Origin of the sequence: Pseudoalteromonas sp. SA25 (assembly GCF_011378705.1) — a bacterium.
Classification (GTDB): Bacteria; Pseudomonadota; Gammaproteobacteria; order Enterobacterales; family Alteromonadaceae; genus Pseudoalteromonas; species Pseudoalteromonas arctica.
In genome coordinates this window covers 1-25,833 of sequence record NZ_WTKV01000013.1, presented here as the reverse complement: position 1 = coordinate 25,833, position 25,833 = coordinate 1, and the positions used below count along the sequence as shown (strand labels likewise).

The 25,833-nt window shown below is 36.9% G+C and carries 23 protein-coding genes; 6 read left to right on the top strand and 17 right to left on the bottom strand.

Going from position 1 to position 25,833, the window contains the following annotated elements:
* Positions 1 to 108 precede the first annotated feature (108 nt).
* Together GQR45_RS11850 and GQR45_RS11845 are read right to left on the bottom strand one after the other, a co-directional pair.
* Entirely contained in the window at positions 109 to 558 is a 450-nt protein-coding gene (locus tag GQR45_RS11850) for a hypothetical protein (protein WP_007582766.1), read from the bottom strand.
* 267 nt (positions 559 to 825) lie between these two features.
* Positions 826 to 1,485 (bottom strand): NAD(P)H-dependent oxidoreductase, encoded by a 660-nt coding sequence (locus tag GQR45_RS11845; RefSeq protein ID WP_165726021.1) that lies wholly within the window; start codon positions 1,483 to 1,485, stop codon positions 826 to 828.
* A gap of 254 nt (positions 1,486 to 1,739) precedes the next feature.
* Between GQR45_RS11845 and GQR45_RS11840 the strand changes: the two genes are divergently transcribed.
* Positions 1,740 to 2,768 carry a YHYH protein gene (locus GQR45_RS11840; protein ID WP_165726019.1) on the top strand — a complete coding sequence of 343 codons (1,029 nt, stop codon included), beginning with the start codon at positions 1,740 to 1,742 and terminating at the stop codon, positions 2,766 to 2,768.
* Positions 2,769 to 2,775: 7 nt separating this feature from the next.
* On the top strand, positions 2,776 to 3,081 hold the full coding sequence (locus GQR45_RS11835) for a hypothetical protein (protein ID WP_165726018.1): 306 nt from the start codon (positions 2,776 to 2,778) through the stop codon (positions 3,079 to 3,081).
* Positions 3,082 to 3,361: 280 nt separating this feature from the next.
* On the opposite strand, the gene GQR45_RS11830 is transcribed toward GQR45_RS11835, so the two are convergent.
* The 5 genes from GQR45_RS11830 to GQR45_RS11810 all read right to left on the bottom strand — a co-directional run bounded on the left by GQR45_RS11830 (position 3,362) and on the right by GQR45_RS11810 (position 7,476).
* A complete protein-coding gene (locus GQR45_RS11830) occupies positions 3,362 to 4,165 on the bottom strand; it encodes a hypothetical protein (protein ID WP_165726016.1) in 804 nt (267 codons plus the stop codon).
* A 395-nt stretch (positions 4,166 to 4,560) separates the two neighbouring features.
* Positions 4,561 to 4,797: a hypothetical protein gene (locus tag GQR45_RS11825; protein ID WP_165726013.1), complete on the bottom strand. Its 237-nt coding sequence runs from the start codon at positions 4,795 to 4,797 to the stop codon at positions 4,561 to 4,563.
* A 72-nt stretch (positions 4,798 to 4,869) separates the two neighbouring features.
* Entirely contained in the window at positions 4,870 to 5,883 is a 1,014-nt protein-coding gene (locus tag GQR45_RS11820; protein ID WP_165726012.1) for a DUF5924 family protein, read from the bottom strand.
* A gap of 135 nt (positions 5,884 to 6,018) precedes the next feature.
* Positions 6,019 to 6,768, bottom strand: coding sequence for an ATP-binding protein (locus tag GQR45_RS11815; protein ID WP_165726010.1), 750 nt, complete (start codon positions 6,766 to 6,768; stop codon positions 6,019 to 6,021).
* Between the two features lie 204 nt (positions 6,769 to 6,972).
* Positions 6,973 to 7,476 carry an Lrp/AsnC family transcriptional regulator gene (locus tag GQR45_RS11810; protein ID WP_165726008.1) on the bottom strand — a complete coding sequence of 168 codons (504 nt, stop codon included), beginning with the start codon at positions 7,474 to 7,476 and terminating at the stop codon, positions 6,973 to 6,975.
* 140 nt (positions 7,477 to 7,616) lie between these two features.
* Between GQR45_RS11810 and GQR45_RS11805 the strand changes: the two genes are divergently transcribed.
* Positions 7,617 to 8,144 (top strand): peptidylprolyl isomerase, encoded by a 528-nt coding sequence (locus GQR45_RS11805; protein WP_165726006.1) that lies wholly within the window; start codon positions 7,617 to 7,619, stop codon positions 8,142 to 8,144.
* On the opposite strand, the gene GQR45_RS11800 is transcribed toward GQR45_RS11805, so the two are convergent.
* From GQR45_RS11800 to GQR45_RS11780, 5 genes are all read right to left on the bottom strand, one after another.
* Complete coding sequence (locus GQR45_RS11800) at positions 8,141 to 9,307, bottom strand: MFS transporter (protein WP_165726005.1); 1,167 nt, start codon at positions 9,305 to 9,307, stop codon at positions 8,141 to 8,143. The two genes, GQR45_RS11805 and GQR45_RS11800, sit on opposite strands and share 4 nt — an antisense overlap.
* A 456-nt stretch (positions 9,308 to 9,763) precedes the next feature.
* Positions 9,764 to 11,446 (bottom strand): hydantoinase B/oxoprolinase family protein, encoded by a 1,683-nt coding sequence (locus GQR45_RS11795; RefSeq protein WP_165726003.1) that lies wholly within the window; start codon positions 11,444 to 11,446, stop codon positions 9,764 to 9,766.
* A gap of 39 nt (positions 11,447 to 11,485) precedes the next feature.
* On the bottom strand, positions 11,486 to 13,543 hold the full coding sequence (locus GQR45_RS11790; protein ID WP_165726001.1) for a hydantoinase/oxoprolinase family protein: 2,058 nt from the start codon (positions 13,541 to 13,543) through the stop codon (positions 11,486 to 11,488).
* Between the two features lie 163 nt (positions 13,544 to 13,706).
* On the bottom strand, positions 13,707 to 15,884 hold the full coding sequence (locus GQR45_RS11785; protein WP_165726000.1) for a TonB-dependent receptor: 2,178 nt from the start codon (positions 15,882 to 15,884) through the stop codon (positions 13,707 to 13,709).
* A gap of 438 nt (positions 15,885 to 16,322) precedes the next feature.
* Entirely contained in the window at positions 16,323 to 18,110 is a 1,788-nt protein-coding gene (locus GQR45_RS11780) for an aminopeptidase P family protein (protein WP_165725999.1), read from the bottom strand.
* Positions 18,111 to 18,668: 558 nt separating this feature from the next.
* Between GQR45_RS11780 and GQR45_RS11775 the strand changes: the two genes are divergently transcribed.
* Both GQR45_RS11775 and GQR45_RS11770 read left to right on the top strand, forming a co-directional pair.
* Entirely contained in the window at positions 18,669 to 19,646 is a 978-nt protein-coding gene (locus GQR45_RS11775; RefSeq protein ID WP_165725998.1) for a DUF1852 domain-containing protein, read from the top strand.
* A gap of 78 nt (positions 19,647 to 19,724) precedes the next feature.
* A complete protein-coding gene (locus tag GQR45_RS11770) occupies positions 19,725 to 20,759 on the top strand; it encodes a methionine synthase (protein WP_165725997.1) in 1,035 nt (344 codons plus the stop codon).
* Positions 20,760 to 20,879: 120 nt separating this feature from the next.
* Here GQR45_RS11770 and GQR45_RS11765 read toward each other — a convergent pair whose 3' ends face one another.
* The 3 genes from GQR45_RS11765 to GQR45_RS11755 form a co-directional block, all read right to left on the bottom strand.
* Complete coding sequence (locus tag GQR45_RS11765; protein WP_165725996.1) at positions 20,880 to 21,302, bottom strand: retropepsin-like aspartic protease; 423 nt, start codon at positions 21,300 to 21,302, stop codon at positions 20,880 to 20,882.
* Positions 21,303 to 21,459: 157 nt separating this feature from the next.
* Positions 21,460 to 22,056 carry a DUF6624 domain-containing protein gene (locus tag GQR45_RS11760; RefSeq protein ID WP_008136411.1) on the bottom strand — a complete coding sequence of 199 codons (597 nt, stop codon included), beginning with the start codon at positions 22,054 to 22,056 and terminating at the stop codon, positions 21,460 to 21,462.
* A 132-nt stretch (positions 22,057 to 22,188) separates the two neighbouring features.
* The gene (locus GQR45_RS11755) at positions 22,189 to 22,431 is read right to left on the bottom strand and encodes a hypothetical protein (protein ID WP_096793069.1); all 243 of its coding nucleotides are present in this window, start codon (positions 22,429 to 22,431) and stop codon (positions 22,189 to 22,191) included.
* Between the two features lie 631 nt (positions 22,432 to 23,062).
* On the opposite strand from GQR45_RS11755, the gene GQR45_RS11750 reads away from it, so the two are divergent.
* A complete protein-coding gene (locus GQR45_RS11750) occupies positions 23,063 to 23,584 on the top strand; it encodes a transposase (protein ID WP_346774200.1) in 522 nt (173 codons plus the stop codon).
* Between the two features lie 391 nt (positions 23,585 to 23,975).
* Here GQR45_RS11750 and GQR45_RS11745 read toward each other — a convergent pair whose 3' ends face one another.
* Positions 23,976 to 24,281, bottom strand: coding sequence for a hypothetical protein (locus GQR45_RS11745; RefSeq protein WP_165725995.1), 306 nt, complete (start codon positions 24,279 to 24,281; stop codon positions 23,976 to 23,978).
* A gap of 411 nt (positions 24,282 to 24,692) precedes the next feature.
* The coding region (locus tag GQR45_RS21375; RefSeq protein ID WP_240920235.1) for a transposase at positions 24,693 to 25,833 on the bottom strand (1,141 nt) is incomplete at its 5' end.

Here is a 25,833-nt window from a genome sequence, read left to right as displayed (position 1 = left end):
TAAAACAGCGCTAAAGTAGCGCCAGAACAGTAAATTTAAGTGTAAACGTTAAAGCTCAAAGTAAGCTTTTACAATGCACTGTATATAAATACAGTGCATTGCTTTTTGCTAACTTTCAATAACACGAAGCTGCTTAATTGATGACACAGCTATGTGCGTTTGATAATAATATTTATTTGTGACTCTACCACGGCTCATAAAATCGATAGTTACTCGTTTAGCTTCGCCTGTTACTTCTATTGTTTTATCAATAAAAAAGGTGTCTGCTGGTTGTCCGTATTTACTTTGAAGCTCTGCTACCACATTAGGCTGTATTGATACCGTAATTGAACGCCTGTCGCGATAATCAGTTTCTGTATTTAAATACAACCAACTCCCCTGAGCTCCCGCCGCTTTAATATGAAACTGGTAAGTGCCAGCAACACCCTTTGGTGCACTTTGCTCAGTTAAAGCGATAAGGTTCATATTTGCAGCCGTACTTTGGCTCATTTCAATTTTATGGGGAACAGAACTACATGCACTAAGCGTTAGCACACTTAGTAAGGCTAGATATTTCAAGACACAATTTCCTTGTTTCTTACACCAATTCGCATAATTAAGTGATCTATTTTGAGGCAAGAAAACCGTGTTGATAACAAAGCAAAAATTTCGTTATTTAGTTGTTCTATATCAAAAATTTTTAATGCCGTTAGCGATTTAATCTCTTAAATTGATTAACTATTATTGCGAATTGGTATTATGCATTATTAAAAATATGTAGCGTTAATGATACCACTATATGCAGCCATGTTTCTATAATCAATCCAAACAATTAGTTAGCGGGTATTAAGGCGCATTTCGCTGAAAAGGATCTGTTTTAAAGCTTTTTAGCAAACTTTGCGGGTCAACCACCTCGGTATGCTCTTTAGCAGCCTGCGCCCACCATATTAGTTGGCCAAACGTACGTGAGAAATAATTAAACCACGATGATTGACTCTCTCCTGCAACAGGTTTGCCATCCTCACTAAACACATCTTGCGCTTTTGGCACGTGGATCATCGCCGATACCGGCAAACAGCCAAGTTCAGATAAAAATGTGCGCATACTAATGGCCGCTCTTACGCCACCCCACTGTCCTGCTGAGTAAGTTACTATTGCACTTGGTTTATACGAAAATAATGAGCTACCAAAATGATTAAGTAAGTCAGCGAGGGCTGGACTCATGCTGTGATTGTACTCAGGGCTAATCATTATATAACCATCTGCGGCTTTAATTTTATCAGCTAATAGAGTGAGCTCTGTAGGTGCATTACTTTTAGCGTATGCAAAGTGTGGTTTAAATACGTTTTCTCTAGGAAAATCCAACGCATCAATTAGCTCAAACTCATGATCGCCAAAATGCTCTGTTAAGCATTCTATACAAGCCCTAGAAACCCTTAAGCCTAAGCGAGCTGGTTTTGGTGGAGTGCTATCGCGTACTGTGCCTAAAAATACTAAAAACTTCATATGTAATTCTCAACTGTATTTGAACGATAGCTAAACACTAACATTTTTAGTTATTGTGTATCACACATACGCATTGTTTATTGATTCAAAGCATAATAATAATTAAATTTAAAACTGAAATTTAGCAACAACCGCGCCGTTAAACATACTTTATCGTGTGTTAAATTCACTCGTTTTCCATACTTTTTACACGTTTGGCCAGTAATATGCCACAGTATAGTACGCCAAAACCTATACCGAAAAGGATACAAGTAATGGGCTTAAAAAATTATAGCGCATGTGCAATCATTGTTACCGCAACAGCTTTAACTCTAAGTGGCTGCAACGACTCATCTACTAACAAAAAAACCGAGCAAGTCAGTAGCCCACTTAGTGAGCCGCAAAAAGCGAATCAATCAATAAAGCTATCTATGTTCAAACAAGGGGCTTTGATTACAGAGCCTAAAATTGTTGATTGTGAAACCCAGCAAGGTACTAAAACAACCTGTTATGAGTTTACTACATCAGGTGCACCCGCAGGCAGAGAGCCTGGCCCATTTTGCCCTCGCAGCACAACAGACGGAGCTGATGTATCAGGTACTTGGTTTGATAAACAAGGTAAAGGAGAGCTAGTCGACTTAACTGGCGACTTTATTCTTAAGCTAGATGAATACTACGGCGATGAAAAATGGGTGTTGTATGACGCAAAAACAAATAAAGTTCGTTATACAGCAACAAAAGAATCTTGCTCAGGTGCTGCACGCCCAGATGTAGAAGAACAATACAAACAAAATTGTATTGAATGCGAGCTATCCTATTTAGAAGATAACTTTTCGCTTACGTATTTAATTCCGACTACACCAATAGTGAGTAAAAAATCCAGCCGATTACATACCGTGGGCTTAGCGCTTGATGGTACTGAACTTTCAGGCCCTGCACCTATAAATGCTATTTTAGGCAGTTATACAATTGCAGCATTTGACGACTGCGGTGGGCATATTAACCTGCACCAAGGTTATCACTATCATTCAACAACAGGATGTACCAATTCAGCTCCAAGTACTGACGGACACGCCCCTTTAATAGGTTATGCCGTTGACGGTTACGGTATTTACGCAATGAAAGATGCACAAGGCAATGAAGAGTCACTCGACGAATGCCGTGGTATAACAGATGAAACCAGAGGCTATCATTATCATGCTGCCAGCCCGAGCGAAAATTTGTTTATTGGCTGCCTTCATGGTGAGTCTGTAAGAGCAGCAGGTGGCCCGCCACCGGGTAATAAACCACCACCAAAGCATTGAGAAAATTATGACTATTAAATATAAGTCACTGTTTGTTTTACTTGCTCCTTCATTATTACTTTTAAGTGGTTATGCGGCAGCACATTCTCAGCCACTTAATCAAATAGCAGTGAAAGTATGCTTTGAAAAGCAAAAGTCACAATCGTGTCAGTATCAGGGTGGGCATAACGACTTATATATAGGAAGCTGCCAATATATGGCTGATGACTTAATGTGTGTTCGTAATCAACCCATTCAAAAAGTTGATAACAAAGAAAGTAAAACGAATAACAGCAATGACAGCCACGAACATCAAAATAAGCAGCATAAGTAGTTTTAAGAGTTGTGGGTTTTGTATTATACCAATTCGCTTAATTAAGTGATCTATTTTGAGTGTAGAAAAACGTGTTGATAGCTAGGCAAAAAATTTGCTATTTGGTTGTTCTCGGCAATTGCTCCTGCATTGCTCTACCTTCTGCATCCATGCAGTCGTAAATAAAAGTTTTTTAACACAGGTAGCGACACGTTTAGCCCCGCAAAATGATTAAGTATTATTGCGGATTGGTATTAGGTGCAGTAAATTTACTGCACCTAATTAATTTAAACCGTTACGATTAGTATTGATAACTTAGCCCTACACCACCCCAAAATATATTTCGAAGTGTCTCGTCACCTGCAAAGCGTTTTTCATCTTTATTAATGGCAATGCTATAGCTTGTATATGTGTATAAGGTTAACTGATTAAAAAGCTGATACGACAAGTTTGCAGTAAACTTTACGTTGTTAATTCCGTTGTGCCCATCACTAACATACCCCGCATTAAACCCCGCGCCTGATTGAATATCTACTGATAGTAAATCGTTAATATAAAAATATTTTTTTACTGCCAGTTCCAAAAATGTACCGCTGGCATCAAATGAATGATAAACACTACTTAATAACTGAATATCGTCTGCATAGAGATACGCAAAGTCGAGGCTTAGCTCATTATCGTGAGCATCAATGCCTTCTTCACGAGCTTTAATATAGTTATAACCTACATACATCTCTATCCGCTCAGATAAGTGAGCGGTATAAATAGCATTTAAATTAAGCTCTGAATAATCACTACTAATACCTTTTGCCGCCCAAGGGATCACCGCAAAGTTTTTATAATTAAACTCAGTTGCAATTGATGCAATACCATTACCGGCAAGGTTATCTCGACCTTCGGTTACATATCGGCTTTCCCATAATGGGTGAATATGTAAATCAAACTCTTTATTTTTGTAATTTACGTCAGTATTGGTATGCTTAATATTTCCGCCTACGCCCACTTCAAGCTCTTGATAGTGCTCTTGTGTTTTTGCTTGTGCGTAAGCTGTATTTACTCCCGCTAGAGTCGTAATAACAAATACATATTTTAAATAGTGAGTCATTTATTAAGTCCAAAACCATCATAAATGGTGAAAAGTGGCGCATAGTATTGTTATAAAACGTATTAGCGCAATAAATGGATGCACATTTATTGTTTTATTTATTAGATTTGAAGTATTTACTAAGTATTACCCATAAACTACAAGTTGCAATTAGCTCGGATTTCAACCAACAAACCAAAGCTATATACGCACCGAGCAATCCTCTAGCAGGTACTTAATTTAATAGTTAAAATGATAGTTATAGTACTAATGGTGAGGTGTTCCCTATTGCAAAAAAAAGGAAAAGTATAAGTAGGAAGTGTAAAAAAGTGCGGTAAAGGGGAAAACTATAAGCAGCAATAACTCATTAAGCTGCTTATTATTCTTAAAATTATTAACCTAATTTGTTGGCCAGTTTAGTGATTTAAATAAGCCATAACGGCAATGAGTGCAACATAAAAACAAAAACCGAGTAAGAAGATTAAGTCGACTCTTCTAGCTTTACTCGCTTTATAAGATGAAAAATCCTTAAACTCGCTTTTATACTGCCCCAACGTTACCACTTTTAATAGCAGCCAACCGGTCGAGTAAAATAAAAAACTCAAACCAGTTTCAACAATTAGCCAAATAAAAATCTCAAAAGCAATACTCATTAACTATGTCCATTAGTTTGGAATACAAAAACTATATCAGCTATGTGTTTAAAATACAGCCAGCTAAGTTAATTAAGGTGTAACAGTAAATTTCGTTAAACCTATTAACTGACCTGATTCGGTGACTACTTTTACTTGCCACTTACCAACAGAGTCTTTAGGAAAGTTTACTTTGTGTGTCCATGCTCTATAACCTAGCTCTCTCCCACCGTTTATATTTAACGTGATCCGATCAACTTCTTTTTTATTATGAAGCCACACATAAAATATTTTTTCGTTTAAGCCTCTTGGTGCTTTAACAGCGGTCCAACTATATAAACCTTGATGGTGCAGTGTATAAGAGTCTAACTGTTTAATACTCCCTACTGGCTTTTTATGCTGTAAATCAACTTCATGAGCTAACGTAATATCGGTTAATCGCAGCGCAGCAGGAGGCACATAGCTCCTTAATTGCCACACAGCAGTGCTCAAAGCACATAAAATCAATACAAGAATAGGAAAACGCCACCAGCGTGCATTAGGCATTAAATTGTTTAAACTCGGTAGAGTAACCACTACAGCCGTTACAAGAGCTGCGGCTAAACTTTGGCTTGTTGTAAGGTTTAACAAAATAGGTAAAGTAACAAGCAAAACAACGAATAAAGCAAAGTTATGAAACACACTAAATAACGTACGGTTTCTAGCAAGTTTTTTGTAATAAAAGGGGTCTATAACCGATATAACCGCACACAAAACAATGAGGGAAGTAAAAATTGCTTGAGGATGATCCCACTGTGTAACCGCTAAAAAAAACGGCAAAGCAAAAAATAGACTTTCTTGTTGCACCATTTGCAGAGCAAAACGCATTACATTAGGAGATACAGCCACACCAAACTTTTCTTCTACTTTGTCACGTAACCAATTATCAATAATTAGCCACAACCAACTAATAAGCAAAAATATCGCAATAACTTGCGAAAAAGACTCTTTTCTATCTACAAGTGCAAAGCTAGCAACGCCCGACAAAAATGCCAACACAGCCAACAATCCAGGTCGCTTTTGCATCGCGCTTATAAATTTAGCGATTATATTTTTACAGTAATCCATGTATGAGTGTTTCCGTACGGGTACGTACTTTATTATTTTTATTCAGAGTATGATTAGTTTAACCACGTTTAAATGAACAACAGATAGATGGATGGATTCAAACTCGTCATTTACCAGTAAATCAAACTAACCATTTTAATTAAATAAAAGCCCGGCATAGCGCGTCATTGGTACGTTTATTAATTTTTGTAACGCGTGAGCCTTAGCAAGTAATTCATCTTCACTAAGTGCAGGCATTGTATTGTTAAAAGCAAAAACAATTTTATTACCGCCTTCAATAATAAAACTAAGAATCTTTCCTGCAAATTCTTTCTCAAGAAGTTGATCAAACGCTTCCCTCTGCCCAACTTTGGTATGGCAAATATTAAGTACTAAAACACCATCAAAAGTGAGCGCATTTTTACAATCGCGTAAGTAAGATGATTGCACCTGATCTGATTCCATCCCTTCTGAGCTATATAAATCAGAAAAAATAACGTCCGTTTTTATCTGCGTGTTTTTCATGTAGTTTGCCGCATCATCAATGTGAATAAACAAACGTTCTGACACAGGAACTTCAAAATATTTTATAGCCATATCAGCAACGGCTTTTCGGTATTCAACGGTATGTATAGTCAGTGCGGGAAACGCATGATAAAGACTTTTTGCTATAGAGCCCGCCCCAAGTCCCATTATCATCGCGGTTTTTAAGTGCGGAATAAAAAAAAGCGCAGCCATCATAGCTTGCGTATAAGCTAAGCTTAACCCGTTAATATTATTTAATTTAATACAGCTTTGATAAATTTTTCCGTCAAAGCTGAGAATAAGATTTTTTTTTGTTTGATATACATAAACAGGGCCATGCTCATCAATAGTTGATGCAATACAAGTGCCTTTGATATCCACGAATACTCAATAGGTGAGGTGATGAAAAACGAGTATAACTTAGTTAACGCACTGGCATTGCCATTAATATGGTTTATAACGCTTTTATTAATAGACAAGCAGCTATGCATTTATAAATATAATAGAAAGTCGGTTTATCTTTTCTGCGCTAGATTTGCACAAGCAGATTTAATAATCCACTTAGAGCCTATCTAAGTTAGTTTGTTATTCGTCTTGCACTTTCCACTCTAATGATTCAAGTGGATAGCCTCCAAACCATTTTGCCGTTTCTAACACAAAGTGACTTGTTATTTTTTCTACCCCTAAAGTGTCTTTCATAATTTCATTACACACACTATTAAAGTCTTCAATACTTGATGCCATCATAAAGGCTATATAATCTATACTGCCATTAACCTTCATACAATCAACCACTTCACTATATTTTTTAATGCCTTTTTCAAAAACACCACAATGCTCGTAAGTATTACTTTTTAATGTAAAGTGGGCATATGCTTTTACGTTTACACATAACTTATCGACATTAGCGACCATTGCATAGCCAATAATATATCCACTATCCTCTAATGCTTTCACTCTTTGTAAACAAGCACTTGGCGATAACCCTATAATTGTAGATAATTCATTATTACTAATACGCGCGTTATTTTGTAGTTCGGTTAAAATACGACGATTTAGTCTGTCTAATTTAATGCTTTTTCTAACCATGTTAGTTCCCGTGTAAGTAGTTTATCTACCCTAAAATAAAAAGATTATGGGGTTTTAGCTTTAAATACTAAATTATATTCGGCAGACATACATCATAATAAAACATTAATCTTTCTAAAAAATTAATGTTAGTAGGAATTATGAATAAAACTCCCCATGTTTTAATAGAGACTTCGCTGGGTAATATCACACTTGAGTTATTTTTAGATAAAGCCCCAATTACTGTTAAAAACTTCCTTAAGTATGTTGATAATAACTTATTCGACGGCAGTAGTATTTTTAGAATCGTAACAGATGAAAATGCAGGCCAAGCTGAAGATGCAAATGCAAAAATAAATGTAATTCAAGCAGGTCTCCCTCCTGAACATCCTAAATTACTTGCCGGTATTGTGCATGAATCAACAAGAGAAACAGGTATAAAGCACCTAGATGGCACTATATCAATGGCAAGGTTTGAACCAGGAACCGCCGATGGTAGTTTCTTTATTTGTATTAACGATCAGCCAGAACTTAATTATGGCGGTAAACGCTATAACGATGGTTTAGGTTTTGCTGCTTTTGGGCAAATAACGCAAGGTAGAGAGATACTTGAGAAAATTTATCAAAAAGCAGAAAAGCAAGAGTACCTAAATAACCAAATTTCTATCGATTCTATAAAACGATATTAAATTACTGTATTTACTTTAAATCGAGCTAACGGCAATATTGAAACAAAACATAAACCTAGTAAAACTGTTCCCATCGTTATCACTTCAGTATAGCCGTTACCCTTTACAAGGGTAGAGGCACAAATAGGCCCAATAATATAACCAAAACCCACGACGGTTTGAGCTGAACTTATATACTTTCCTGAGCGATCAACATCAGAAATAACAGCAAATAAACGTGCGCCAGCAATACTCCAAAAAAAACTAAATACACATAACGCAATCAGGTATCGAGTTCCTGTTAAACCATCCCCTAAACCCCATAAAGGTAAAGCCATAAGTAATAACGAAATGAATAACAGCCCTATATTTTTACCATGGTGCCCTATGTAGGCAAAAAACAGCGCACCGAATAAACCCGCTATCATTGCGGTTGCTAAAGCCTGAGAAACAAATGATAAAGTTAAACCACCACTGGTACCCATTAGCGACATATAAGTCCACACACCACCAATACTGATGTAAAAAAACAATAAACTTAATAATCCTAAATTAAGTAATTTACTTGGCTGTTTTAGTACAAGATCCTCAGCGTCTATAGACAACTTATAGTCATCACTTTTACTTGGTAACAGCTTAACAACTCCCAATGGCAGTGCGTAAAAGAATGCCATGGCGATAAAAACACCAAGTAATGAAAACTGCTCATATACTATAGGAACAAGTACCAAACCAATTGCCTGCACCATAACAATGGCAGCAGTATAAAACCCAAACCAACGATTAGGATTTTTAGTCATACCTATAGCACTTATACCAACCGCAACTATCATCCCCTCACCTAGACCCGTTAAGCTGCGGACTATACACAATAATATGAAATCATTAACTAAAGCCGACAGCAAGTTCCCTAATACTGTAATAATTACGCCTATGACTAAAACCTGTCTAAAGTTTACTTTTTTAATAAATATAGAAAAAATAAACGTCGCAAGTGCCAATCCCACAGAATCAGTAGAGGCTAGCCAGCCAATTTGCTGCTCTGTCAAAGATAAATTAATACCTACAACTTCTAGGTAGACAGGTAAAAAGAGCAAAACAAGGTAGCCTATGGGCGCAGTTGCTAATCCACTTAATCCCAAGCGTAAATCTGAATGTTTCTCTGATGAGTTTTTATTATTCATTTTTATCTCTCCGGTGGCATCAGTCATTTCAATTATGCCAATCCGTTTAAGTATGGGTCTATTTAACAATAAATATCTCTACAACTAGGATCTATTGTTTATACCTAGTTGTTGAGATACTATTTTTGACTTAGATATAAGCCATTTATTTGCTAAATTATGTAATGATTTATGTTATTTTTTATGTGTAATATCTTTATTAAGAGATGGAGATACATTGAGCTATTTATTGACTCTCAGTAAATAAAACATTGAAATTAAATACATTAATCCAAATTGATAATACCCTATTTAGTTGCCAATTATTTAGCAGCTTACAACAATTAACAGTAAACACGTTCATAAAATATAGGTAATAGCACCTGCAGGAGATGCGCCATAGATAGAAACAACACTTATAAAGAATGCGTTTACCTATAACCCTTCCTGCATGGCTAATTAAATTTAAAATACGAGCTAGCTTACGCCGTGTTGATAAAGAACTTGGGCTTGTTCGTGTGTAATGTAACCGTTTTTAATATCAGCAAGGACTTTCTCTTTAGGGCGTTTTACAGGATTTCCCCAGCCACCACCATTGCCTGTCACTAACCTAATTAAATCGCCTTTATTTAAAGGATACCGGCTTGTTCTGCTAAAGCGTGCTTTTTCATTTCCTTCACTATCAAAAACTTGGACATAGTTACATGAGCCCTCTTTACCTTCGTCAATTCCCCAAGGAGCCGTTATACCTCGACCAAAAAAGCTAGAAATGTCAGTCCCATCAGATAAAATTCGATAATCGAGTACAACACCATTCCCCCCTCTAAACTCACCTGCTCCCGCAGTCTCACTATTAAATGTATATTGCTCTACCAATACACCATAACGAGCTTCTGTTATTTCGATGGGTATATTGCTTGTTTCGCCATTACCAACACAAAATTGACCTGACTCACCGTCTTTACCTACAGCCGCACCCCAGCCACCAACTAACGGTTCAACCAATAAATAAGGTTCGCCAGTGTCTGGCATTTTTCCTGATAAATTCATAGTGCATACAGAGCCAAATTGCCCCGCAGTAACAACACCCGGAAGTACATCAGCCAACGCTTTGCGAATAACATCTGAAGCACACACCATAGCTTCAAAGTATGAAGACACGGGTGCAGGACGCTTAGCTGTTAATAAAGTACCTTCAGGACAAATAACTTCTAATCGTCTAAAACAGCCGTCAGTAGCAGGAGCATCAGGCTGAACAATGCCCATGAATACCTCCCTTGCAGCTGAGATTAACACTCCCATAGTACAATTTATTGGCCCTGGTGCTTGATCAGATGAACCCGTAAAGTCGAGGATAAATGACTTATCGGTAATGGTTACTTTTACCTTTACCAAAAATGGACCATTGCCCATTCCGTCTTCATCAATAACATCTTGTGCTTCAAAAGTACCTTTTGGTAACGTTTTAAACTTCTCTAGCACCATTAAATCACCATGTTCTAGTAACTTATCAATGGCGGTTAAAGTAACGTATTTACTATACTTACCCATAACAGATAAAAAGCGTTGCTCCCCAACTTTTAATGACGCTGCACATGCTTGTAAATCACCTAAAGTCATTTCAGGCAAGCGTACATTAACTTCTATTAAATCAAGTAAAGCTTGGTTAGGTATCCCTTTTTCAAATACTTTAATACCCGGAAACTGGAGCCCTTCTTGGTATATTTCTGTCGCATCAGCACTGTAACTTCCCGGATCTTTACCACCAATTTCTGTCCAATGTGCTTTATTAGCAGTCCATGCAACTAGCTCATTTTCGAAAAATATTGGACGGATCATACATACATCAGATAAATGAGTGCCGCCGCCTGCATACGGATCATTTAATATAAATACATCATCAGGGTAAATATTATCGTTATCAAACTTTGCAATAATATTTTTTACACCCGCATCTAAAGTGCCTATAAATCCAGGAATACCATTACCTTGAGAAATAAGACGCCCTTTAGCATCTGTTACACCAATACCGTAATCAAGTGACTCATATATAATTGGACTTTTACTACTGCGCTTTAACGATAAAAACATTTCTTCGCCAATGGCAACCAAGGCATTTTTTATAATTTCTATTGTAAATATATCAACTTTTTTATTCATAATTTTGTACCAATTTAGTTAATTTATAAAAACGACTAATTAATCTCGTAAATAAATATGCAATCCACCAAAGTCATCTACCTCAACTCGGTTATCTGGTAACACAACCGTTGTTGTGGTGCTCTCTTCTATGATTGCAGGGCCTTTGAATTTCATTCCAGGCATTAATTTTTCACGGTCAAAAATAGAAGTGGTTAACCTCGTTTTATTATCAAAATCAACCCATCGAGTACCAATTAAGGCATCATCAGCACTCGCTGTTTTACTTTTCGGTAACTTCTCAAGTTCTGCTTTATCTAAAATACCAAAAGCAACTAAGTGAATATTTACAACTTCAATTTTTGAATCATTTAATCTAAATGTGTATTCTTGCTCATGTGTTTGATGAAATCTCTCTGATAGCGCTTCAATAAAATCGTGTTCATCAAGCTCAGTATCAGGCACATGAATTTTAACGGTGTGTTCTTGTCCGCTATAACGCGCATCAACATATAACTCATGTTTAACTTTATCTTGCGACATTCCATCATTTTTATAATCTAAATTAGCTTTTGAAATAACGCCATCAAACGCACTAATAACCTCAGCTTTACTTTGCTCACTTAAGCTAAATCGGTGAGTTTGAATGTAGTCTCTGCGTAAATCGATCATCAGCATTCCCCATGCAGAAAACACACCCGCAAATGGAGGAATAATAACTTTACGAGCATTCAGTTCGCGACCTAAAGCAGTAGCATGCAAAGCGCCACCGCCACCAAAGGCCATTAAAGAAAAGTCACGTGGGTCATAACCACGATTAACTGAGATTAATTTAAGGGCATTTACCATATTAGAATTGGCAATATCTAAAACGCCATGTGCAACATCCATCGCTTCAACATTAAGCTTATTAGCTAAGGTAAGAAAAGATGCTTCTACAGCACTCAAATCGGGGTGTATTTCACCACCAGCAAAATTCTCGCTGTTAATACGGCCTGTAATTAAGTTAGCGTCTGTTGTTGTTGGCGCAGTACCACCGCGTCCATAGGCAACAGGGCCTGGTGTAGAACCCGCACTTTGAGGGCCGACATGTAAGCTATTAGCGGCATCAATCCATGCAATGCTTCCGCCACCATTCCCTATTTCAACAATATCTATTACAGGTGTTTTTATTGGATAACCTGCTTTTTTAGCGGTTTTTTCTAAAACGTATTCAGTTGTTATACGTGTTTTACCATTATGGATTAGCGAACATTTAGCTGTTGTTCCACCAATATCTAACGCCATTATATTACCGTCGCCTATTACAGCACCATAAGCTGCAGCACCTAAAATACCGCCCACAGGCCCCGACTCAACCAACGTAATAGGGTTATCTCGTGCCGATTGTAAAGTAGCAATACCACCATTAGATTGCATAATAAAAGGATCGTTTTTTAATCCGTAAGTACGTAACTTACTTTTTAATTTATCTAAATACTGTTGAGCTGGCGGTAATACATAAGCTGATAAAACAGTGGTACTTGTTCTTTCATATTCACGCCACTCAGCTGAAATCTCATGAGATGCAATAACATTAACTTCAGGCCATAGCGATTTCAAAGCCGCTATCGTTTTAATCTCATGCTCTGGATTTAAGTAAGCATGTAAAAAACAAATACCGATTGCTTGTACATCTTGAGATTTAAAATAATCGACCAAAGACTGTAAGTTACTTAAGTCAACTGGTGTAATTACATTGCCTTTATAATCAAGGCGTTCTTTTATTTCTAATCTTAAATGGCGCTCAACAAACGGGTTTGGTTTTTTATAGGTATTATTAAAAATATCAGGTGTATTCCCGCGTGCAATTTCTAGCACATCACGAAAACCTTTTGTCGTTATCAAGCCTGTTTTTACACCTTTACGCTCAGTAATCGCATTAATTACTACAGTAGAACCATGAGCAAAAAAATCAACATCGGATAAGTTTATGTCAGCTTTAATTGCTGAATTAACAACGCCTTGTTCAAAATTTGGTGGCGTAGTATCGCTTTTGACAGCTTTAACATTACCTTTATCAATATAAACAAGGTCAGTGAACGTACCACCAACATCTGTAGCGACTCTAACTGTCATAATTTGCACCTTACTAACGTCGTTACCTTATATGCGGTAACAATTAACTTGATTTGCTTAGCCGCATTTTGTGCTCAACTAAACTTATAAATAAAAATTATTATTGATGACTAAATTCACCATCAACGATGGCTATTAACTTGCATTAATAGCCATATTATTTTTAGAAGTTGTACCTAACTTGTACACCAACTTGTCTTGGTTGATTACGCATTCTTATCAATGGATTGAATAGAAAAACTGTTTCTGGGGATGCTTCATCGGTCAAATTAGAAACAAATATTGAGGTAGACCATTGCTCATTTTCTAAAGTGAAGTTGGCATTTAAAAATGTATGTGTATCCGTTTCACCCGTATCTTCATTAAAGATATCAAACGAACGAGGTCCTAATGTATTAAACGAAAGACGTGCTTTAAACTCATAATCAGCAAACGCTTGTTGCGAATAGTCAACAGAGCCATTTAAATTAAAGTCAGAAACATAAGGCATAGTACCGCCTTCTGTTGCGGCTAAATCTCTGCCCGATAAAATATCAACACCTTGATTTTTAGTAATTTCATTATCAATTAAACCAAGTCCAAAATTAACCGTTAAATAATCAGTTAAAGTGGCTGACATCTCTAATTCAAAACCATCTATCGCTACTTCATCAATATTTAAGTTTTCTAAAGTGAAAGTTGTCGGGTTTAAGCGTGTAAATTGTGCATCTTGTTGATCAATATGAAATAAAGACATATTCACCCAAACTTTTCCATCAAGCCAAGTTGTTTTTAAACCTAGCTCAACGGTGTCTGATATTTCTTGATCGTATTTACGTATTACACTTGGGGCGTATTCATTAAAGCCACCCGATCTAAAACCTTTTGAATAAGTGCTGTATAGCAGATGGTCATCACTAATTTGCCAAGCAATAGAGGCTTTAGGTTGTAACTCACTAAATGTCTCATTTACTTTAGAGGCTGATGGATCACGTTTATCAAATGCATCTCGCTCTTCTGAGTCATAGCGCAGGGCAACTGTTAGCTCAATGTCTTCTACCACATCGTAATTTGCTTGCCCAAACAAAGCATAGGCAGTACTTTCTTGAACTGTTTTTTCACCGGTGATAACTAAACTAGGATCATTCGCAATATCGGCTTTTACATCTTGATAGGTAACCCTTTGCGTTGGAGTAAGGTCTAATACTTGGTCGTAAGATACATTTCTGTCTTTTGATTCATAATAGGCACCAATCGACCAACGAAGTGCGTTATCACTTGGCGAAGTAAATCGGGTCTCAAAGCTATTAGAGTCTTCTTCTATTGGATTAATTTGTGTATTAGGGAAGAAAAAGTTATCTTCGCTTGGAGCCTGAGGAGTAAAATCCCCATCAGAAAAAAACATAATGTCTGAATCATTAGCAGACGCAATAAACGTTAAATCGCCATAATCTGTTTCATGATCAAGTTTTACTGAAACTGACCATAATGTTGACTCATCACGCCCTACAGCATTTGCCTCTGGTTGTAATGAAAAGTCCTCTAACTGGTCACTGGTAATAAATCCCATATAGTTACTACCCTGCGTTTTTTCAGCGTAGTTACCATGAAAAGTTAACTTGGTATAATCACTTAAATAAAATTCAAGCATTCCTTGAAAGCCAAATGCATCATCAACATAATCTACTTTTTCATTTAAAAAAGAGTTTTCAATTAGGCCATCGGTATCTTGATAGTTAGCAGACAACCTAAAGTAAGCTTTGTCTTGAACAATTGGGCCACTGAGCGCAACGTTTAGCTTTTTATCGTTTCCTTGCGCAACTGATGCTTGAACGCTTCCTTCAAATTCATCTGTTGCTTGCTTTGTAACAATATTAATCGCCCCACCAATCGCATTTTTTCCGTACAAGGCACCTTGTGGCCCTCTAAGAACCTCAATACGTTCGATATCGTGTAAGCCCTGATTAATAAACTCTAGATTAGGCACAGTTATACCATCTACAACATAAGCAATAGGCGCTTCCCCTACCTGTGGGGTAATTAACCCTCTAACAGTTACAAAATTTAGTCCTGATCTAAAATTTGTTGATACATTTAAATTTGGCGTTAATGATGAAAAATCTTTTATGGTAGAGATACGAGCGGCTTTAATGTCGTCACCAGTGAATACTGTGACCGAGTCTGGTATTTGTTGTAATGTCTCGGTACGCCCTCTGGATGTAACAACAATTTTTTCAATTTTGTCTACTTTATTACTGCCTTGGGTATCCAACTCATTTGCGTATAACGGTGTGCTTCCTGAAGTTGCTATAATTACTGCTAGCGCTACTTTTTTAGGACAAAAACGATTACTTATTGTCATATCACTCCCCTTTAGACCTTTTGGTTTACAAAGTTATTATGTTTTTTATAAGTGCTTAATATTTTTAACACTTTTAATAGTACGCATTGGTCGGAAAATCTTTGATTCTAAAAATGCAATAAAACGCAATTTATTTTGTATTCACAATCTAAAACAGAACTTCTAGCAAAAAAGCATTCGAACTCACTTTATTTAGTTAAATAATGGCATATTTTATGAGCTGCTTTTCGCCATACATTAAATTGTCATGCTAAAAGTAATGGGATCTCAGGCGATTTATCTTTTAAGGTTGAATAGATGGTTGTGTTGCCTGGCAGAGGCTATGTTACGAAATGTAGATAAAGCCGTTTCTATGAATGTTTAGGGAGGTTAAGAGTAGCTTAATGCCTATTATCAAATTTATAATAATAGGCATTTATATATTATGAGCTTATGTAATCACAAGGCTGTCGTCTCTTTTAATAACCAGGCGTTACTACGTGTGTCTATAAGAGGAGATATAAGTCGATATACCATTTCGTGGTATGTATCTAACCACTCTATTTCACATTTTGTAAGTTCTGCTTTATCTATTAACCTTCTGTCAAAAGGAACATGAGTTAACACTTCAAAACACAGCATATTTATATCTGACCCGCTGATATTAAGGCTTTCTTTTACAACATATAAGTTTTCGTGGCGTATACCAAACTCATCCTGACGATAGTAACCTGGCTCAATAGATACAACCATCCCAGGTAAAAGTGCAACGTTAGAATTTGCCTTTGCAATGCGTTGCGGCCCTTCATGTACATTAAGATAATGCCCTACACCATGTCCTGTGCCATGTTCGTAATCATACCCTTTTTGCCATAAGTGTTGCCGCGCAAAAGCGTCTAATTGCTGTCCTGTTGTTCCAAAAGGAAATCGGATAGTCGCCAACGAAATATGACCTTTTAAGACTAAAGTAGCCATTTTTATTTGCTCTTTAGCCGCCTTACCTATAGCCACTGTACGTGTAACATCTGTAGTTCCATCAAGATAATGCGCGCCCGAATCAACAAGATAGATAGTATTATTTGTCATTAGTTTAGCGGTCGTATCTTTATGATTATAATGACACATAGCCCCATTACTCCCAACAGCTGACACAGTATCAAAGCTAGGTTCTTGGTATAACTCATCTACAGTTCTAAATGTTTCAAGCTTATCGGCAAGTTGGGCTTCGTCGTAAAAAGTCTGTTCGCGTACTTGCAAATCTAACCACGACAAAAAGTTAATAAGTGCTGCACCATCACGAATGTGACATGCTTTCATTCCTGTGATCTCAATCGGATTTTTTTGTGCTTTTAGTAATCCTATAGGATCGCTGCTTTGAATAACGTTTACATCTGGCTTTTGTAGTAATCTCGCCATGTGCGCATTAATGACTTTTGGGTCAATTTGAGTTACGCAATTTGAAATAGATAATAAGTATTCATCTAACTGCGTAATACATTTAAAACTTACATTATGCTTAAAAGAAGATTTAAGTTTTTCATCCAGTGTAGTTAAATCTAAAAAACAAATAACCTCTGCATTTTGATCAATAATTGATGTTGAATAAAAAACGGGTAAACAAGGGATATCACTTCCTCGTAAATTGAGTAACCAACACGTTGACTCAAGATTGGTAATGATTAACCTATCTACACCCACCTTACTTAAAATGTCTGCAACTTCTTTGCACTTAGTAATGCTTGATTTACCACAGTACTTTTCATCTATTAATTTTACGTTGGTGCTTATTTTAGTCGGTCTATTTGTCCAGCATAAATCTATTAAATTATTTTTAAGTGGAAGCGATTTTCTACCTTCTATAGCAACTTTACTTATAAATTTCGAAAACCAATCAAATGAATGCAAAGAAGGGTCGATTCCAATTTTTGCTGAGGGAGGTAGTAACGAATCAATCCAACTGTTGCTCTCAAATACAGCCATACTTTCAAATGAAAATAGCTCCCCGTCAACTTGCTTAGTCACTTGAACGCTGTATCTACCATCAACAAAAAAAATGACATCATCTTTTAAAACGACAGCAACTCCTGCGGTACCTGTGAAACCACTGATCCATTTTAAACGATTATTACAATCAGAAACTTCTTCTAAAAGATATTCATCTTCATGAGGAACCACAAATGCATCCAAATCCAATTTCGCCATTTCATTTCTAACGGCTTGTATTCGATAGTTATATTGACTCTTCATTTCAATCTCGTATTAAAGTAAATCCTAAACTTTATAACAACTTGAGAATTGATAAGTTTTTATTACCATGCACTTTCCGTAGAAAGTTTTGTTGTTCAATTTTTAAAATAGTTCATTCAACTTATAGAATAAAGCTGATAATAAGCTATAAACTTTAGTAATTAAGCTCAATATCACCGCTAATGTACTGTTATAGCAATAAAAAACCACTTTGAATATTCCTCATGTTCAACATGAATAAAGTGCACACCAAAACAAGAGAAGTCTAAACGGCTAAACATCCATCCTTTATTTTTACCGATTTATGCCTTTTTCTCGCCAATTGCTACGTAATCGAATCTAACAATAGTGATTAATGAATATGACTCATGTTTTATGTGAAATTAAACCGTTTTTCTTCATACACCAACCCACGTATAAATTACTCATCCCTTAGCGCAAAACACTATTACTAACAACTTAAAGCCGCTGAATAACAAAATTAGCTAAGTAAGTTGCAAGGCTAATAAAGCGCAGAGCATCAATCAGGTTTAAATTATAAAATTGGATATAAACACGATGAAAAAAGATTTTACATTTAATATTAAGAGCGTTTCACTCGACGAAAATTATCATCCATCAACTAATACGCGTATCACAACCAACTTTGCTAATTTAGCCAGAGGTGAATACCGCAAAGCAAACTTGCGTAACGCCTTGAACATGATTAACAACCGTTTTAATGCCCTAGCCCATTGGGATAACACCAAAGGTGAGCGTTATGCTGTTGAGCTTGAAATTATCTCTGTTGAGATAGGTATTGAAGATGGCGGCGAAAGCTTCCCCTCAATCGAAATATTAAAAACAAATATTGTTGACCATAAAACTAATAAGCGCATTGAAGGCATTGTAGGAAACAACTTTTCATCGTATGTGCGCGACTACGACTTTAGCGTACTCCTACAAGAGCACAATAAAGGCAAGCCTCAATTTAGCATTCCAGATGACTTTGGGGTTTTACATGGCAAGCTATTTCAGTCATTCGTAAATTCGGATACATACAAACAAAACTTTAAAAAACCACCGGTTATATGCCTAAGTGTGTCAGATAACAAAACCTATAACCGCACCGAAAACCAACACCCGGTACTTGGCGTTGAATACGAGCCAAATGAATCATCTTTAACAGAGCAATACTTCAAAAAAATGGGCTTACAGGTACGTTACTTTATGCCACAAAATAGCGCCGCGCCTTTAGCATTGTTCTTCTTTGGTGATTTACTTAATGATTACAGCAATCTTGAGCTTATAAGCACCATTAGTACGATGGAAACGTTTCAAAAAATCTACAGACCAGAGATTTATAATGCCAACGCAACAGCGGGTAAATCATATAAACCAAACTTAAAAAACTTGGATCATTCACTAACGCAAATTGTATATGACCGAGAAGAGCGCGGCAAGTTAGCCAATGAGCAAGGCAAGTTTGCACAAGAGCATTTTATCGAGCCGTATCAAACGGTTCTTGAGCAATTCTCTACTAGCTATCTGTCATAACAACTAATAGTAACATCCAGTAATAACGCGCTTAACGATACGTTTAATAATTAACTAAAATATACGGCATTATTTATTATGAAAAAATTACTACCTACATCTACCGCTGGCAGTTTACCTAAGCCTTTATGGCTTGCAGAGCCAGAAACACTTTGGTCACCTTGGAAATTACAAGGTGACGAATTAACCCAAGGAAAACACGACGCCCTACGCTTGTCATTATTCGACCAACAACAAGCAGGCATTGATATTGTTAGCGATGGTGAGCAAACAAGGCAGCATTTTGTAACTACATTTATAGAGCACCTAAATGGCGTTGACTTTGAAAAACGTAAAACAGTAAAAATTCGTGACCGATACGACGCAAGCGTACCCACCGTTGTGGGCCCTGTTAGCCGTCAAAAGTCTGTGTTTGTTGAAGACGCTAAATTTTTACGCAAGCAAACCAAACAACCTATTAAATGGGCATTGCCAGGTCCAATGACCATGATAGACACGCTTTACGATGACCATTATAAAAGCCGCGAAAAACTAGCGTGGGAATTTGCCATAATACTCAATCAAGAAGCAAAAGAATTAGAAGCCGCAGGCGTTGATATCATCCAATTTGATGAGCCCGCGTTTAACGTATTTTTTGATGAAGTGAACGACTGGGGAATTGCCTGTTTAGAGCGAGCAATTGAAGGTCTTAAATGCGAAACCGTAGTGCATATTTGCTATGGCTACGGCATTAAAGCAAATACAGATTGGAAAAAAACACTAGGAAGCGAATGGCGACAGTACGAAGAAGCATTCCCTAAGCTTCAGCAATCTAATATCGATATTATCTCACTAGAGTGCCATAACTCGCATGTACCAATGGATTTACTAGAACTTATTCGCGGTAAAAAAGTAATGGTAGGCGCAATTGATGTAGCAAATCACACTATCGAAACGCCAGAAGAAGTAGCTAATACGCTACGTAAAGCACTGCAATTTGTAGATGCCGACAAACTCTACCCGTGTACCAACTGCGGCATGGCTCCACTACCTCACCATATAGCCAGAGGTAAACTAAATGCCTTGAGCGCTGGGGCTGAAATTATAAGAAAAGAATTATTAGAAAAGAACTAGAAAAGTAGCTTTAAAATACAAATTGTAAACAATAACTACTGTCGCACCATGCCATAGTAAAATCCATAAACATGGTGCGTTAGCTAAAACCGACTAAAGAACAAAGTTTACGTTAGTTATTTAATTTTTTTTATTAAAAAGCTCTAACCTATTTTTTGAAAAATCGATAACTGCTTGGTATTGAATAAAAAAGGGAGAGCCTAACAAGCCATGTACTCCCTTTTCACCACCCGCCACCTGTACATGGTCAAGATTAAGTGACACAAAGGCAGGACTTTCAAACAAGGCACTACCAAACTCAATTGAATCAACTTCTATATCTCCCATAGCGTGATCCGAAGTGCCCAAGCCTGCTGCATTCTCAACATTGAGTGTCTCTTCAATGCCTAATTCACTTAGGCATCCCCTGTCTAAAACAGATGTCCCAGCGCCAGTATCTAAAATAAAACGTAACAATTTACCGTTAATTTTAGCTTCAACAATTTGGTGGCCTGTTTCTGATATTTCAAACTCAATTACAGTTTTGTTCTCAGATAAATTCATATACGTTCCTTGTTAGATTTTATTTAGGTGTTGGAAAACGAATACACCCTACGATGAATCGACTTATTTAGCGGCTTTAAAGCGCCACTATTAAAAGTTGCAATTAATAGACAAATTTTACTAGTTGCCCACCTCAGGACGTTTTGTTATATGTACATTAATTCAAGTCTATTTCAGGGTGTTCTTTAATCCCGTACATTTTTTCCATTATTTTTAAGTAAAAATCTAAAGAGGGCATATTCATTTCTTCACGCCGTTTATCTACATTAGTTTCATCTTCTATAGGGCTAAACACAACTTTACCTTCACTCACGTCAGCTTGAGTACCATAGATTTGTTTCTTTCCTTGTGCAATAAGAGCTCTATCAGTTAAAAGAGCAACTTGTTGTCCGCTAACACCTTCGCCATTCAAATATGATTGCTTTAAATAAGGAAGCATTTTTACTTTAAATGCAACATCAGGTGAATGCTGGATGACTAAAAATGCTGCTCCAACTCCTTTAACTCCGACTAAATCCCTTGTTACCCAATGATGCTTTTTAATGATAGCTTTAAGTTTTCCTGTATTACTTTCATCTATTTTCATCATTTGTTCTAGGAGTGCTTTAGGCGGGTTTTGCCACCCAGCTTCTCCTATTTTGTTTCGAATATGTTGATCTTCAATTTCCATTTCAATTAGTTCTTTTTGCAGAGGAAGGTTAATTTCGGCAAAAGAATAAAAAGGTATAATCAACAGTAAAAATAGGTAACGCATCAACTGAACTCTCCTTGTACATATAACGCCCCGATATGGGGCGCAAAATGCATGGCTATAATTAGCTAGGTACGAGCGCAGCCATGCTTTTTGCGTCCTTACCATTATTGGCTTGCTAGGTACACTTTGCACCTAGCCAAAATATAAACTAAATAGTGGTAAACCAAAAATATAAGTTATACCAACACCCGTTAATGAAATACCAAAACTAACAAACCAAACTAACGCTGAACCGCGAATAAATGATGAGTCAGTACTTTCTAATTGCCGTTTGGCCCAAGCGTTATAGTAGTGAAATACAAAGAACCCACCAAACGACAATGTAATACCAAGGATTACATAAAGCCAAAGATCAAAAGTAGTTAATTCAATCACAAATATTTTTGCCTACATCAATAGATTTCATGTGTACCTAACGAGCCTGTAGATTAACTCGTTTCTATTTGTTTTTATTGATAAACAAACCATAGCTGAGTTCCTATTTTGGTTCAATTGATTACTGTATTTTTACGCAAAATATAGAAGTGTTTGATATTGTTTTAATTGGCGTTTTGGACGGGATTACGGGTGTTTGAGTGGCTTTTATTTAGGGTAAAAGGGCTTACCCTTCTTAATGCATCGTGTTTTGCAGCTTTTCTATATTATGAACAAGGCAATACAGTTGCCACACAATAAAGTAAAGGCATTCACTTTCGTTTGACCCCGTAAGGTCAATTTATTCATGCCTTTATTCACTGTAATATTCCGCTTTTTATTTAAAGGAAAGCCGGTTTAATACAGCCGAGTCGTTTGCCATTCTTTAATAAACAGCTATCGTAGTGGGCTGTCTATTTTTACTTTCATTTTGTCTACATAGCTTAGCTTTTTGCGTGATTCATTATTTATAACAATGCACTCTTCATACTGTTTTTATTGGCTTTTTTCCTAATGATTAGGATGGGTGTCATCCTAATCATTATTAACTCTGGACGAAGGAGTAATTGTACCTAATCAAATGCTCGTTGAAGTGCTTATCACGCAATTTAAAGTGTTATTAAAGGGCATTGAAAAGCTCGATAAAGCAATAAAATCAGCTTATAAAGCCCAGCAGGATAAAAAGATATTTGATAGCTTACCCGGCGCAGGTCCACAACTCGCCCCACGTTTACTTGTTGCTTTTGGGAGTAATCGTGCGCGTTATAATGATGCTGCAGAGCTTCAAAAGTACGCGGGTATAGCGCCTGTTATTGAGCGCAGTGGTCAAAAAATGTGGACTCATTGGCGTTATAGTTGCCCCACTTTTTTAAGGCAAACATTTGTGGAATGGGCAGGCTTTTCTATTCGTTATTCGTTTTGGGCTAAAGCGTATTATGAGCAACAAAAAGCCAAGGGTAAGCCGCATAACAGCATTATTAGCTCACTGGCATTTAAATGGATAAGGATTGTATTAAGGTGTTGGAAAACGAATACACCCTACAATGAATCGACGTATTTAGCGGCCTTAAAACGCAGAGGCTCACCACTTTTAAAATTTGCAGTTAATAGCTAAATTTTACTAGTCGTCCACCTCAGGGCGTGTTGTTAAGTGCCCATTACACCGTACTAAATTATTCTATTATTTTTACGATAATTTCTGAGATACATTGGGTTCCACATGACTTGCAATTACCACTTATAAATTTGCGGTCATCCTCAATATACATTTCTGGATTAACAATACCGAGATCCGCTTCTGAGCATTCATTGCACCAAGTATCTTCGAGGTACATGTTCCTTTCAACTTCTTCTAGGGAGCTGAACTCTATAATTTGCTTCATATCGTCCTTGAGCATTTAACGCTCTAATAAGCCGCGCAAAAACGCTAAGCTTTCATTGTGTATAATTAGCGAAGCGAAACACAATGAAAGCGGAGTGTTTTGCGTCGGTTTTAATTAGCTTTGTTATGAGGCAACAGGCGAAAAAATATACTTTTCAGCTGTAATTTTTATTACGTCACCACTTTGTATTTCAATTTCATAATTATCTTCAATTATTGAAACACCATTTATTAAAATTGAATCTCCCCACGGTGAATTGTGTGGAACTTCAATATTCGAAGCGTTTTCAAATGTAAGTTGATGACTTAATGCATCACCACCTTTAACAGTAAAAACATTTAGGTTAAATATTACACTTCGATTTTCCCAGTCAATATTAATAGTGTTTAAAATTGCGTCATGCAGAGGCAATGTTTCGATACTTTTCATTTGCAGTGCCTCATAACGAGCCTGTAGATTAACTCGTTTTTAAATTTGTTTTATTGATAAACAAACCATAGCTGAGTTCCTATTTTGGTTCAATTGATTACTGTATTTTTACGCAGAATATAGAAGTGTTTGATATTGTTTTAATTGGCGTTTTGGAAGGGATTAAGGGTGGTTGAGTGGCTTTTATTTAGGGTAAAAGGGCTTACCCTTCTTAATGCATCGTGTTTTGCAGCTTTTCTATATTATGAACAAGGCAATACAGTTGCCGCAGTGTAAAGTAAAGGCATTCACTTTTGTTTGACCCCGTAAGGTCAATTTATTCATGCCTTTGTTCACTGTAATGTTCCGCTTTTTATTTAAAGGAAAGCCGGTTCGATATAGCCGAGTCGTTTGCCATTCTTTAATAATCAGCTATCGTCGACCTATGGGGCTGTCTATTTTTACTTTCATTTTGTCGATATAGCTTAGCTTTTTGCGTGATTCATTATTTATAAACTGTACTTGTCGCCCCGTTTTAATGGGTGGCTTTCGCATGCATTGTTGTTGTAGTGGGCAGGTTTTACAGTCTCTTAAATAACCACAGAATCGCGTGTATTGTTGGCTATGGCTGTTTACATTGACCCCGCTTCGCCACATGGCATTGCCTGCAGGGCAGCGGCATGTTTGGGTTGCATCATTATAATGAAAATCGTCTGAGGTAAATAACCGAGGCTTGCCTTTGCTGCGTTTTAGTCGGCGCTTTTCTTGCTCAGTTTCGTATGTTTCGCTGGCTTTAAACAATGGATTTCGTTTTCTAAATTGGTTGTCCGCAATGTAGGTATCGAAACCACTTTGCGCCATAAATTCAAGATTTACTTCGCTGTTAAACCCACTGTCTGCGGTGAATTTGATGGTATGCTCATCTGCCATTTTTTCTGTATTGAGTTTAGCGAGTTGCTGTTTTAATTGTGCTACGGCTGGCTGTAAAGTTTGTTGCTCGCCTACTGAGCCCCACGCTTGTGCTTGCAGGATAATTTGGTGTTTATCATCGTTTATCGCTATGCCGTTGTAACCTTGGATTGTGCCTTTTGAGGTCGTCATTTTTGCACTATCTGGATCAGTGATATTACTTTTAACAGGCTTGCCTTTACTGCCTGTTTTCTCTTCGTGAGTGGCTAAAAACTCGGTGATTTTATCTGCACTTTTATCTAGCTTTTCTTTTTGTTTTAAATCCTGAGTTATCAATTCTTCGCCCAGTCCATCTTGTGATTGGTGGCGTTCAATAATACGTTTGCTTGCGCGTTCTAGTTTTGCTTTTTTGCGACCTAACTCATCGAATGTGCCACTCCACTCTTTACTCGCATTGGACTTTAATTTACACCCATCAATGGCAAACATGTTGCGGCCTATCAAGTCTTCCTCATCACATATCATCAGCACTTGCGTAAAAATCGGCTCAATCTGTTCATGCATTTTAGCAACGAAGCCTGCTATTGATGTGTAATGCGGCTGGATATCTCCCGACACACTCATAAATAAAATGTTCGTCTCACACGCTTTAGCAATTCGACGG